Origin of the sequence: Streptococcus infantis, assembly GCF_047464715.1 — a bacterium.
Taxonomy (GTDB): Bacteria; Bacillota; Bacilli; order Lactobacillales; family Streptococcaceae; genus Streptococcus; species Streptococcus infantis_S.
Window position 1 is genome coordinate 1 of record NZ_JASHBJ010000007.1, and the last position, 12,347, is coordinate 12,347.

Here is a 12,347-nt window from a genome sequence, read left to right on the forward strand (position 1 = left end):
GTAGGAGTCTGGGCCGTGTCTCAGTCCCAGTGTGGCCGATCACCCTCTCAGGTCGGCTATGTATCGTTGCCTTGGTGAGCCGTTACCTCACCAACTAGCTAATACAACGCAGGTCCATCTGGTAGTGATGCAATTGCACCTTTCAAGTAGATATCATGCGATATCTACTGTTATGCGGTATTAGCTATCGTTTCCAATAGTTATCCCCCGCTACCAGGCAGGTTACCTACGCGTTACTCACCCGTTCGCAACTCATCCGCTCGGTGCAAGCACCAAGCTTCAGCGTTCTACTTGCATGTATTAGGCACGCCGCCAGCGTTCGTCCTGAGCCAGGATCAAACTCTCATTAAAAGTTTGAGTTCTCACTCATTTCTGTCACTGACAGATTTATTGTTTTTTCATTGTTCAGTACTATAACTTCAGTTATAGTGCCCTGCACATTGGTTCGTCTTGTTCAGTTTTCAAAGGTCTTTGTCGCGCTTGCGACAACTATATTAGTATATCACAGTCATTTTTCTCTGTCAACAGGTTTTTTTAACTTTTTTTATATCCTGTTCCCATCAACCGCAATACACCCATAGTCCGTACGGGATTCGAACCCGTGTTACCGCCGTGAAAAGGCGGTGTCTTAACCCCTTGACCAACGGACCTTGAGCTTGTCAACTCTTTCTATTATACCTACTTTTAGAATCTTGTCAACTAGTTTTTTAAAATTAGTTGACAGGATTCTAGATTCACAAGTTAATCGGTAACTGATATTACAATTCAGCGATTTGATTCAAGTTTACTTCTGCTACTGTATCATTACCAAACATTGAAATAATCATTTTCACTTTGTTATTATCAATTTCAGTAATTTTTCCTGTGTAATCAGTAAAGGCACCATCAATGATTCGAACTGTTTGACCAACTTCAACATTGATATCGAATTCTTGAACCGTTTGTCCCATTGAGACCAAGATATCTCTGATTTCTTGTTCCAAAAGTGGAGTTGGTTTAGATCTGTTCCCGTGTGAGCCGACAAATCCTGTAACGTTTGGTGTATTACGAACTACAAACCAAGCTTCATCAGTCATAACCATTTCCACAAGGACATATCCTGGGAAGCGATTTTCTTCAACTTCTTTTTTCTTCCCATTTTTCTCAACTTGCACAGTTTGAGTTGGAATTTCCACACGTAGGATATTATCCAACATATTGTATGTTTGTGCACGTTGCAAGAGATTTTCTTTTACTTTATTTTCATAACCAGAATATGTTTGTAGGACAAACCATCCTTTATCAAAACTATCCATCTTTTTTCCTTTCTTAATGGTAAACTTCTTTCAGCCTATTTATACTATCTTAAAAAATGTTAATGAATCGAATCAATCCGCTAACGATTAACTGGTCAAAAATATAAATGATAACCACAAAGAAAGCAGTGTATTCCATGATAGATTTAAAATCTACCCAACTTTGTTTTCGAGTTGGCCAAGTTGTATCTTTAAGAAGTGTAAAGATATCCTTAATAAAACCCATTCTTATCTCCTATCTCGTTTCTCGATGTGTTGTGTATTTACCACAATGTTTACAAAATTTATTTACTTCTAAGCGAGTCGGTTTTGGATTCCCACTAATTTTAATTGAGTAGTTTCTTGAACCACAAACCGCACAGGCTAAACTTGCTTTTTTAAGTGCCATAGCGCCTCCATCCTATCTATTATAACAAGAATCCTTGTCTTTGACAAGTTAAATTGCACTCTGCATTTCCCTATTTTTAAAATAAAAAAGCCTAGGAATAATCCTAGACTCTATTTTACATTATTTTCCAAGGTAGTATTCTTTAACTACGTTCAATTTTTCGTCAAATTCGAATACCAATGGTGGGAAGTTAGGGATTTCCACATCCATGATTTCGTCGTCTGACAATTGTTTGATGTGTTTTACAAGAGCGCGGATTGAGTTACCGTGTGCACCTACGAATACGTTTTTACCATCTTTAAGTGCTGGAGCGATTTTGTCTTCCCAGAATGGAAGAGCGCGTTCCAAAGTCACTTTCAAGTTTTCAGCATCTGGAATTACTGAGTCATCAAGTGAAGCGTAACGACGGTCAGTATGAGCTGAGTACTCATCATCACGAGGCATTGCTGGAGGCAATACATCGTATGAACGACGCCAGATGTGAACTTGCTCATCACCAAATTGTTCAGCAGCTTCAGCTTTGTTTTTACCAGTCAAACCACCGTAGTGACGTTCGTTCAAGCGCCATGATTTTTCAACTGGAACCCAAAGTTGGTCAGATGCTTCAAGTGCAAGGTTAGTTGTTTTGATAGCACGTTTCAATACTGAAGTGTAAGCTTGGTCAAATTCAATACCAGCTTCTTTGATCAATTTACCAGCATCGATAGCTTGTTGAGTACCTTTTTCAGAAAGATCTACGTCAGCCCATCCTGTGAAAAGGTTAGCTTTGTTCCATTCAGACTCACCGTGGCGAGCAAAAACCAATTTTACCATTAGTTGGATTCTCCTTTTATTTTTCGAGGTCGCCCTCGTTTATCTATTCTATTTTACACAATTTTTCACAAAAATGCTAGTTAAAATCAACGAAAAAGAGAAGAGCTCTTGAACTCTTCCCTAAAAATAATTTATTCTTCAATTCTAAATTGTTTCAAGCTTGCTAGGTACAAAGCTCCACCAATGACAAGGACGATTCCACCAATCCACCCAAGGAAAGGAATCAAGGCAACTACAGATCCAACGATAAATAGAATCGATGGTGCTAGTGAAATACGATTGTCATCCTTATAGTAGACAAGTGAGAGGATTCCAAGAATGAGGGTTGCAATTTTCACTAAAGAGAAAACAATGAAAATAATGCCCAAAATTAGCCCTGCAGCATCTTCGTCTTCAGAAATGGCTGCAAGAAATACCATAAAAATTGGTAAGAAAGCTAAAATTGCCCCTGCAATAATACCAATAAAGCCATCTACTTGTGCTAGTGTTTTTGTCTTCATAAATATCTCCTTTTATTTTAATAAGGTATATTATACCATATTTTTAATAAAGTTTTTATTTTTAAAAAAAATACAGGAATTTTTCCTGTATTTTTGTTGGATTATTTAGCTTCAAATCCTTCTGCCACTGCGTCCGCAAAGTTTTCTTCAACGATGTTTGCACAGTGATCACAGACGGTCGCATTATAGCTACGTTCTGCTGTACTTGGGTCGATACGACGACAACGGTCACAAACTTCACCAGCTGCACGGTCAACTGTGAAGGCCACATCTTCAAAGGCCACTGCACCTTCTGGAGCTGGTCCTTCTGCGATGGTTAATTCAGAGACAATCAAGAGTTGTGCTACATTGCTATCAACAGCTCCAAGAAGAGTTTTCACCACTTCATTTGGATAAACAGTCAAGTGAGCTTCCAGAGATTTACCGATGACTTTTTCGTTACGCGCTTCTTCCAAAGCTTTTTGAGCTTGGCCACGGAAGTCCATGAAGGCTGACCAGGTATCCAAGATTTCCTCTTGGTTAGCAAATGTTTGAGCTTCTGGTAATTCTGACAATTGAACAAATTCTTCCGCTTCAAACTCGAGGTAAGACCAGATTTCTTCCGCAGTGTGAGGAAGGATTGGTGTTAAGAGTTTGGTAATTTTTACAAGGATGTCATAGAAGACAGTTTGCATTTGACGGCGTTCAAGTGACTTAGCTCCTTCAATGTAAACAACATCTTTGGCAAAGTCAAGGTAGAAGGCAGATAGATCAACGTTGATAAAGTTCACCAATGCCTTGTAGATTGTCAAGAATTCGAAGTTTGCATAAGCATCACGAATGGTCTTGACAAGTTGGTTAAAGCGGATGGTCATGTACTTATCAACAGAACGAAGTTCTTCATAAGCGACAGCATCCTCAGCTGGATTAAAGTCAGATGTGTTAGCAATCAAGAAACGAAGAGTGTTACGGATCTTACGGTAAGTTTCAGAAACTTGGCTCAAGATATCCATAGAGATACGCACATCGTTGCTTGAGTCAACACTGGTTACCCAGAGACGCAAGATTTCAGCACCAAATTGTTTTTCAACATCGCTTGGAGCAATGGTATTTCCAAGTGATTTAGACATCTTTTCACCTTTACCGTCAAGGGCAAAACCTTGTGACAAAATTTGTTTGTATGGTGCCACACCATGGTTAGCTACAGAGGTGATGAGTGATGAGTTGAACCAACCACGATATTGGTCTGACCCTTCAAGATAAAGATCTGCTGGATATTTGAGTTCTGGACGGTTAACCACGACACCATTCCATGATGAACCTGAGTCGAACCATACATCCATGATGTCTGTTTCTTTCTTGAATTCACCATTTGGTGAACCAGGATGGGTAAATCCTTCAGGCAAGAGGTCTTTGGCATCACGTTCCCACCAGATGATTGAACCATGTTCTTCAAAGAGTTGAGCTACATGCTCGATGGTTTCAGCTGTCATGATTGGTGTTCCGTCTTCTGCATAGAAGATTGGAAGAGGCACACCCCAAGCACGTTGGCGAGAGATAACCCAGTCACCACGGTCACGAATCATATTGTAAAGACGGACTTTACCCCACTCTGAGTGGAACTTCACTTTTTCAATTTCGTCCAAAATTTCTTGGCGGAATTTAGATACAGAAGCAAACCATTGAGGTACCGCGCGCCAGATAATTGGTTTTTTCGTACGCCAGTCAAATGGGTAGGAGTGAGAGATTTCTTCTTGAGCAAGAAGAAGATTTCCAAGTTTTTCAATAACTGTTGGCACAACCTTGTCATAAAATTGACCTTCGAACTCTGCACCTGCATTGGCCATCATGATCCCGCGTTCGTTAACAGTCACAGCAACTTCAAGCCCATTGGCGACACCGACATTGTAGTCATCCTCACCAAAACCAGGGGCTGTATGGACGATACCAGTACCAGAATCTGTTGTAACGTGGTCACCAAGGATAACGAGTTCATCTACTGCTGTATCCCATGGGTGCTCTGTTACGATGTGGTTCAATTCTCGTCCACGGTAAGTTGCCAAAACTTGAACATCCGACCAACCGAATTTCTCAGACAAACTGTTCAACAATTCTGAAGCAACTACAAACTTACGAGCTTCACCAGCTGGTTGCACCAAGACATAACCAATATCTGCACCAACAGTCAACCCGCGAGAAGCTGTGATGGTAAATGGAGTTGTTGTCCAAACAACAATGTAAGTATCTGTATCAAGGACGCCTTTGCCATCTTTAACCTTATTAGCATAGTAAAGAGAAGTTGAAACCAAGTCATGGTATTCAATTTCCGCTTCAGCAAGAGCTGACTCAGATGACCATGACCAGTAAACTGGCTTAGCTCCACGGTAGATGTAGCCCTTGTTAGCCATTTCACCAAAGACGCGAATTTGCGCTGCTTCATAGTCAGGCGTCAAAGTTACATATGGATTTTCCCAGTCACCAGAAACACCTAAACGTTTGAAGTCTTCGCGTTGTTTATCTACTTGAGAAAGAGCGTATTCACGGCAAAGTTTCAAGTACTCAACCAAGTCCATTTCTTTGCGTTTAACACCTTGTTTAGCCAAGACTTGCTCGATTGGCAGGCCGTGTGTATCCCAACCTGGGATATATGGTGCGTAAAATCCTGACATAGACTTAGAACGAACAATGATATCTTTCGAAATCTTGTTCATGGCATGTCCTACGTGGATATTTCCGTTAGCGTATGGAGGGCCATCATGAAGCGTGAAATGTGGTTTTCCTTCATTTAGCTCTTGACGACGTTGATAGAGTTTTGCTTCTTCCCACTCTTTTTGCCAAACTGGCTCTTTAGTTGGAAGTCCGGCACGCATTGGAAATTCTGTTTTCCCAAGATTAAGGGTTTCTTTAAGTTTCATTAGTACTCCTTTAATGTAAATTGACAATATAAAAACCACGACTCGCAAAAAGGACGAAAATCGTGGTACCACCTTTGTTCGGAAAAAGACCTAGTCTCTTTCCCTCTTTTCCCGTAACGTGGGCAACGTCAAATCTTACTATTTTCAGATTTGATACTAAGAGAGGATAAATTTACCAACAGGGATTGTAGGACTTCCACCATCTCCTACTCGCTAGAAATGTGTTTGATAAATTCTTGTTCTCTAATGAGATTCTTATAAAATTAGAACTGACTCTTGTTGAGTGTTAGGATCGTCTTGAGGTCCTTCCTCATGCGATGGTTCAACAGGAGTTTCAGCAACTGGCTGAACTTCAACTTCAGTTTCAGTTGACTCTTCAGCATTTTGTTGCGTTTCCAACAATTCTTTGTTAGCTGCTTCAATACGTGCTTGAAGTTCTGCAACTTCTTCTGGAGAGAATTGACGAGTCATGTCAATCGGCTCTTCTTCATGGTATGACGATACATCTTCACCTAGAACCTCTTGGACAACTTCCTTGAAAGCTTCGTCACTCGTTTGAAGATAAGTTGCAGTCGGACGCAAAATTTCTTCCCAATCTGATGAATCAACAATAGCCAACTGACTTTCGATTGTTGATTTCAAACGTTGGTGGAAGACGCGACTCTTGTTCTTCAACTCTTCAGTTTCCACAGCAACTTTTTTAGCATTATCTGTAGCTTGTCGCAAAATTTCATTGGCTTTATACTTAGCTTCATCAAGTAAACGTTGAGCATCTTGCTCAGCCTGCTTAATGATGTTATTAGAACGGTCACTCGCAGCTTGTTTTACACGTTCAGCTGTGTCTTGGGCAATCAAAACTGACTGACTCAACGAATCTTTGATTTCGTCAAAATAAGATAGACGCTCTTCTAAATTTTTGATATGTTGATCTTTTTCATGATTGCTACGAACTAAATCTTCATAGTCACGAACAACAATATCTAAAAATTCATCAACTTCTTCACGGTTAAAACCTCTAAACTGAACACCAAAGGTTTTATCCTTAATTTCTAACGATGTAATTGGCATATTTCCCCTCACTTATTTAATAAAAAATAGAATCATTAATTGCTTCTGGTTCTTGCTCGTTTGTTACTGTTCTCTTAGGAATATCAGTCGTATAATAGGAAAGACGTTCTTCTAGTTTTTTGATATAGCGTTCTGTCTCATCCTTGCAACGGACTAACTCCTCGTAGTCAATATAAATCTTATCTAAAAATTCGTCAACTTCTTCCTTATCGTAGCCTCGGAATTTTGTTGAAAAAACTTTATCAACAATATCTTGTGGTGTAATCGACATATTTTTTCTCACTTACTTAATAGTAGTTGGACTGTTAGTTTTTTCTTATCTTTTTTGGTTTGGCCATTTTCTTTGAGTAAGATAATTCTTCCAAAGCGTCTGACACTGATTAAATCACCAATTTTTACCGGATAGTCCGATTTTTCAACTATATGATAGTTGACTTGAACCAACTTCTTTTCAACCAGAGCTGTCGTTTGCGAACGTGATAACCTCAATATACTAGATAAGAAGGTATCTAGTCGAAGGCTTGAGACCAAGACTTCTTTTTCTTGATACTCGTCTTTAGATTCTATCCTATCTGAAAAAGGACGTTCTACTAAACTTACAGGCAACTTGGAAATCTTTTGAATTCCATCCTGGAAAAGAGTGGTAAATCTTCGATCGACAATAATTTGGGCTTTCTCTTCTGTTACCAGAATGTCTCCAAATAACTTTCGGTCAATACCTAGACGATTGAGAACTGTACCCAATATCTTTGAATGGGTCAGTTGCTGAAACTTGCTGGGATACACGATCTCAAGCAAGGTCATTTCAAAATCTTCCAAGGTTGGCGTAAAATAATCCGGCGCTAGAATGACCCGAGCATACTCTGAAGATACAAAACGAGTACTAGAAAAGGTTTTTACCCCTCTATTGTTTCCCAATGTCTCCAAGATAAATACTTGGTGAGGATTGATAAAAGGAGATAAAATCGGTGCGTAATGTTCTTCTACCTGTCCTAACCACTCCAAACCCTTGTCGATAAAGGGGATATCTTCTGTTGCGAAATGTTGGTAAAGTTCTTTACTCATAAAACTACCAACAAATTGATGAGATAGCGACTTATCATGCGCAAGAGAATTAGAGCTATCCAAACTGAGAAATCCAAGCCTGCAATTTGCAGTGGTAAACGTTTCAGGGGCTCAAGAATTGGTTTACACAAGGTCTCCAAAAATTTTCCCAACTGAGTGTTGTAGGCATTTGGAAACCATGATAATAGAGCAAAAGCTACAAGTATCAGTGAATAGATATCTGTAGCATTTTGGATAAAACGAATTATTAGAAACATTAACGTACTCTATTTCTCTTCATATCGAAGTCATACTCTTCGCTTTGAGCTTCTTCTGGCAAACGAATATCTTCAATGTTTACCACAACACCTACTGGTGTCAAAAGATACATTGTGTTCGCAACTTTTCTTAACTCTCCAGCAAGGACATGACGTGCTCCATCCAAGTAATCCAAACAACGACGAGCTTGAACTTCTGTCATATATTGGAAGTCAATCAAGATACTTTCGTTTCCAGCTAACAAATCAACAATATCTGTTGCATCTTCGTAACGGCGTGGGTAACGAACATCGATGGTTACTTTTTCAGTAGAGCGATGGCTTTCAATTGCCAGTTGTTGCTGACGTGCATGAAGTTTTGTAATATTTTTCTCTTTTGCTTCAACTGGAGAAGATTCTTGAGCAGCAGTTTGCTGTGGCAATTCTCTCTTTGGAGGAACTGAAGCTAGTGAACGTTCAGAATGTGCAGCGACAACTTCTGAAGCAACTTCATCTCCATCTTCTGTAAAGTAATCTATAAATTTATCAAATTTATCTTTTAATGACATGATTATTTCCTATTTAAAAAATGCAGTACCAATTCGAACGAAAGTCGAGCCACACTGAATCGCTTCTTTATAGTCACGGCTCATTCCCATACTTAGTTCTGTCATTGGCATATTGGGGAGTTGTTGTTCACGAATGTATTGTTGCAACTCTTGCGTTTCTTTAAAGATTTTTTGCAACTCTTCTGTTTGGGCTTCAAAGGGAGCCATGGTCATGAGACCAACATACTCGATTTTATCCAAGCTAGACAAGTCTGGCAAGACTGTCAATAGTTCTTCTTTTGAAAAACCATGCTTGCTTTCCTCCCCAGAAATATTGACCTGCAAAAAACATTTAACCGTACGATTGGCACGTTTATGAATCTCTTGAGCTAATTTCAAAGAATCTAAAGCGTGAAAATAATCAACAAAAGGAATGATATCCTTGACTTTTCTTCTTTGTAAGCTACCAATCAAGTGCCAAGTAACATCTTTATCACTTAAAGCATGATACTTCTCAAGAAATTTGTCGACACGGTTTTCACCAATGTGCTTGACTCCTTGGTCAATCAAATTTGCTGCAGTTGCAATATCAACATATTTTGTTACAGCAATTACAGAAACCGAACCGTCTTCACGGCCGGCTTCTTTAATTGCTTTTGTAACCTGTTGAAATACCTGATTTGTATTTTCTTTTAAATCCATCTCTATTAACGGTTTTTAAAGAATGGTGGTGTTTCCAACTCATCTTCGTCAGAAGATGGTGCTTCGAAACGTTCAACTGGAGATACGACTGATTCACCTTGACGAACAATTGAATCACGTCTCAAGTCCCAATCACCAAAAGCCGATGCTTTAGGAGCTTCAGTTTGACGTTGTGAAGGAGTTGGAAGTTCAGCTGTTTCAGCCAAATCAAAATGACGGTCATAAGTGTGAGTGTGAGCAGTTCTTACTGGTTCACGGAATGACGCTTGTCTTGGTTGTGGCGCTACAACTTTTTCGACTGCATCTTGACGAACTCCAGTTGCAACAACAGTTACACGGATTTCATCTTTCATAGATTCATCAATAGAAGTACCGAGCCAGATGTTTACACCATGTCCAGCAGCTTGGTTGACGATTTCAGAAGCTTCTTCTGCTTCAATCAAAGTCATATCCAAACCACCAGTTACGTTAACAATAACATCTTCTGCTCCATCAATAGTTGTTTCAAGAAGTGGTGAGTAGATAGCTTTACGAGCCGCTTCAATAACGCGTTCTTCTCCGCTACCGATACCGATACCCATAAGGGCATTTCCTTTGTTTGCCATTACTGTCTTCACGTCTGCAAAGTCCAAGTTGATCAAACCAGGATTTGTAATCAAATCTGTAATTCCTTGAACACCTTGGCGAAGAACGTTATCTGCTTCAGACAAAGCTTCAAGAAGAGGAGTTTTCTTGTCAACAATTTCTAATAAGTTGTTGTTTGAAATAATCAAGAGAGTATCAACGTGTTCACGAAGTTCATTGATTCCTTCAACTGCGAATTGACCACGTTTGCTTCCTTCGAAACCGAATGGACGTGTCACAACACCGACAGTCAAAGCACCTAAACCTTTAGCGATACGAGCGATAACTGGTGCAGCACCTGTACCAGATCCACCACCCATACCAGCAGTGATGAAGACCATATCTGCTCCACTGATAGCTTCAGTTAGAACTTCTTCGCTTTCCTCAGCAGCCTTGCGACCAACTTCAGGTTGTCCTCCAGCACCAAGCCCACGAGTTAATTTTGGACCAAGTTGGATAACTGTTTCAGCTTTTGTACTGCTCAAGGCTTGTACATCTGTGTTGGCTGCGATGAACTCAACACCTGAAACACCTTCGTCAACCATGCGGTTGATGGCGTTTCCTCCGCCACCACCGACACCAATTACTTTAATTACTGCACCTTGTGCTGCTGCTGTATCAAATGAAAATGTCATATTTTATCCCTCTATCCTATTCATCAAACATGCTTCCGATTAAGCTACGGAATCGCTCAGTCAATTTTGGTTTTTCTTCTGATTGATTTGAAGTTGCTGAGTCAGCAGTATAAGTTGGTTCTGCTGATTCAGTTGGAGTTGTACCAAACACTGAACGTTGAGAAGTTGCAGGTTTTTCCTGACTTGAAGTTCTGAAATCAATCGGTTGTTGACGCAAAACTTGATCTCCTCTGATAGCTCTTTGAGCCAAAACATTAATTTCTGTAAGGCTTCCAGCAAATTCAGACAAACTAATCACATGAGCAAATGCAGGATTGCGGATACCCACTTGGTTTGGAACGTAAAGTTTTACACGAACCCCAAGTACTTCTTGGGCAAGCTCAACGATACCCGGCAGAATAGCGTTTCCACCAATCAGAGCAATACCCCCAGGCAAATCCAACAAATGTCTTCTTTCCAAATCTTGTTTGATTTGTTCAAAGATGTGTTTCAATCTAGCTGAAATAATTTGAGCCAAGTATTCTTCTGTAACTTCAACAGGTTCTACTTCACCAATCACTTCAACTTGGAAAGTTTCTTTGCTTGCAAGTTGCGGATAAGCTTCACCATAGTTCAGTTTCAAACCTTCTGCAATTTTCTTAGAAGTTTTAAGAACTTTTGAAATGTCTTTAGTGACGTAATCGCCACCTTCTTGGTAAACATTTGTGTATTGAAGCTCTTGATTACGGATAGTAGCAACGCTTGTTTGGCCACCACCCATATCGATAACTGTTGCTCCAAACTCACGTTCGCCTTCGTTAAGAACAGAGTTTACAATTGCAAGTGGTGAAATAATCACGTTATCGACTTGAACTCCAACACGTTCTACAGTTTTACGAAGGTTGTGAAGAATGGTTCTTGGACCTGTATAGAGAAGTCCACGCATTTCCAAACGAACACCCATCATACCACGAGGGTCACGAATACCTTGGAAGCCGTCTACTACAAATTCTTCTGGCACAAATGTAATCACTTCACGATCAGGTGTCATGCTCTTTGTCAAAGCTGATTTGACAACATTCTCAACATCTTGATCTGTAATTTCTTTTGTATCTGATGTTACAGGAATCATTCCCTGAGTTGGTTCCACTTGCAGCAAGTTTGCTGGAAGTCCAACATTTACTGATTTGATTGAAATTCCTGCTTTTTCTTCTGCTTGAGAAATAGCAGATTTAATAGCCGTTGCTGCGGCCTCGATGTCAACGATAATTCCATCCTTGACACCTTTACTTTTGGCGTTACTAACACCGATTACATTTACTTCACCATCTACAAGCTCAGCAACTAACACTTTAATTGAGCTTGTTCCAATATCTAAGCCTGTAAAGAAACCATTTCTAGTCATTACATTGCGTCCTCTCTATCTTCCAAGTTTCACACTTTGATTTTTTAACAGCTACAAGAAGGCATAGCTATTCACAGAATATTATATCACAAAAATCCGATTCGTGCCTAATTTTTTGTGACTTTATCGAAGGTTTTTCATTAAAATTATTTTAATATTCCATTACAAGTGATTGTTTTTATCTTTTTCTCTGAA

Annotated in this window: 14 protein-coding genes, 1 tRNA gene and 1 rRNA gene; all 16 read right to left on the bottom strand. The window is 39.7% G+C overall.

Annotated features, from left to right (window positions below; all coding sequences use genetic code 11):
• Nucleotides 1–351 (bottom strand): 16S ribosomal RNA (locus tag QM419_RS08400); the annotation flags it as partial.
• Nucleotides 352–578: 227 nt separating this feature from the next.
• A tRNA-Glu gene (locus QM419_RS08405) sits at nt 579–650 on the bottom strand.
• A 108-nt stretch (nt 651–758) separates the two neighbouring features.
• The gene (gene nusG / locus QM419_RS08410; RefSeq protein ID WP_016466132.1) at nt 759–1,295 is read right to left on the bottom strand and encodes a transcription termination/antitermination protein NusG; all 537 of its coding nucleotides are present in this window, start codon (nt 1,293–1,295) and stop codon (nt 759–761) included.
• A gap of 49 nt (nt 1,296–1,344) precedes the next feature.
• Nucleotides 1,345–1,521 (bottom strand): preprotein translocase subunit SecE, encoded by a 177-nt coding sequence (secE, locus tag QM419_RS08415; protein ID WP_004254104.1) that lies wholly within the window; start codon nt 1,519–1,521, stop codon nt 1,345–1,347.
• Between the two features lie 9 nt (nt 1,522–1,530).
• Nucleotides 1,531–1,683 carry a 50S ribosomal protein L33 gene (gene rpmG, locus QM419_RS08420; protein WP_001809375.1) on the bottom strand — a complete coding sequence of 51 codons (153 nt, stop codon included), beginning with the start codon at nt 1,681–1,683 and terminating at the stop codon, nt 1,531–1,533.
• A 120-nt stretch (nt 1,684–1,803) separates the two neighbouring features.
• Nucleotides 1,804–2,496: a phosphoglycerate mutase gene (locus tag QM419_RS08425; protein ID WP_016466134.1), complete on the bottom strand. Its 693-nt coding sequence runs from the start codon at nt 2,494–2,496 to the stop codon at nt 1,804–1,806.
• A 131-nt stretch (nt 2,497–2,627) separates the two neighbouring features.
• A complete protein-coding gene (locus QM419_RS08430) occupies nt 2,628–2,996 on the bottom strand; it encodes a hypothetical protein (protein WP_004254107.1) in 369 nt (122 codons plus the stop codon).
• 101 nt (nt 2,997–3,097) lie between these two features.
• The gene (gene ileS, locus QM419_RS08435; RefSeq protein WP_414278469.1) at nt 3,098–5,890 is read right to left on the bottom strand and encodes an isoleucine--tRNA ligase; all 2,793 of its coding nucleotides are present in this window, start codon (nt 5,888–5,890) and stop codon (nt 3,098–3,100) included.
• A gap of 255 nt (nt 5,891–6,145) precedes the next feature.
• Nucleotides 6,146–6,958 carry a DivIVA domain-containing protein gene (locus QM419_RS08440; protein ID WP_414278470.1) on the bottom strand — a complete coding sequence of 271 codons (813 nt, stop codon included), beginning with the start codon at nt 6,956–6,958 and terminating at the stop codon, nt 6,146–6,148.
• 16 nt (nt 6,959–6,974) lie between these two features.
• Complete coding sequence (locus QM419_RS08445; RefSeq protein WP_414278471.1) at nt 6,975–7,229, bottom strand: DivIVA domain-containing protein; 255 nt, start codon at nt 7,227–7,229, stop codon at nt 6,975–6,977.
• A gap of 8 nt (nt 7,230–7,237) precedes the next feature.
• Nucleotides 7,238–8,023: an RNA-binding protein gene (locus QM419_RS08450; protein ID WP_414278472.1), complete on the bottom strand. Its 786-nt coding sequence runs from the start codon at nt 8,021–8,023 to the stop codon at nt 7,238–7,240.
• Complete coding sequence (locus QM419_RS08455; RefSeq protein WP_006153053.1) at nt 8,020–8,280, bottom strand: YggT family protein; 261 nt, start codon at nt 8,278–8,280, stop codon at nt 8,020–8,022. The genes QM419_RS08450 and QM419_RS08455 overlap by 4 nt, the downstream gene beginning before the upstream one ends.
• Entirely contained in the window at nt 8,280–8,828 is a 549-nt protein-coding gene (locus tag QM419_RS08460; RefSeq protein ID WP_414278473.1) for a cell division protein SepF, read from the bottom strand. The genes QM419_RS08455 and QM419_RS08460 overlap by 1 nt, the downstream gene beginning before the upstream one ends.
• A gap of 9 nt (nt 8,829–8,837) precedes the next feature.
• Nucleotides 8,838–9,509: a YggS family pyridoxal phosphate-dependent enzyme gene (locus QM419_RS08465; RefSeq protein WP_414278474.1), complete on the bottom strand. Its 672-nt coding sequence runs from the start codon at nt 9,507–9,509 to the stop codon at nt 8,838–8,840.
• A 5-nt stretch (nt 9,510–9,514) separates the two neighbouring features.
• Nucleotides 9,515–10,768, bottom strand: coding sequence for a cell division protein FtsZ (ftsZ, locus tag QM419_RS08470; RefSeq protein ID WP_414278475.1), 1,254 nt, complete (start codon nt 10,766–10,768; stop codon nt 9,515–9,517).
• A 16-nt stretch (nt 10,769–10,784) separates the two neighbouring features.
• Nucleotides 10,785–12,152, bottom strand: coding sequence for a cell division protein FtsA (gene ftsA / locus QM419_RS08475; RefSeq protein WP_414278476.1), 1,368 nt, complete (start codon nt 12,150–12,152; stop codon nt 10,785–10,787).
• Nucleotides 12,153–12,347: the final 195 nt, after the last annotated feature.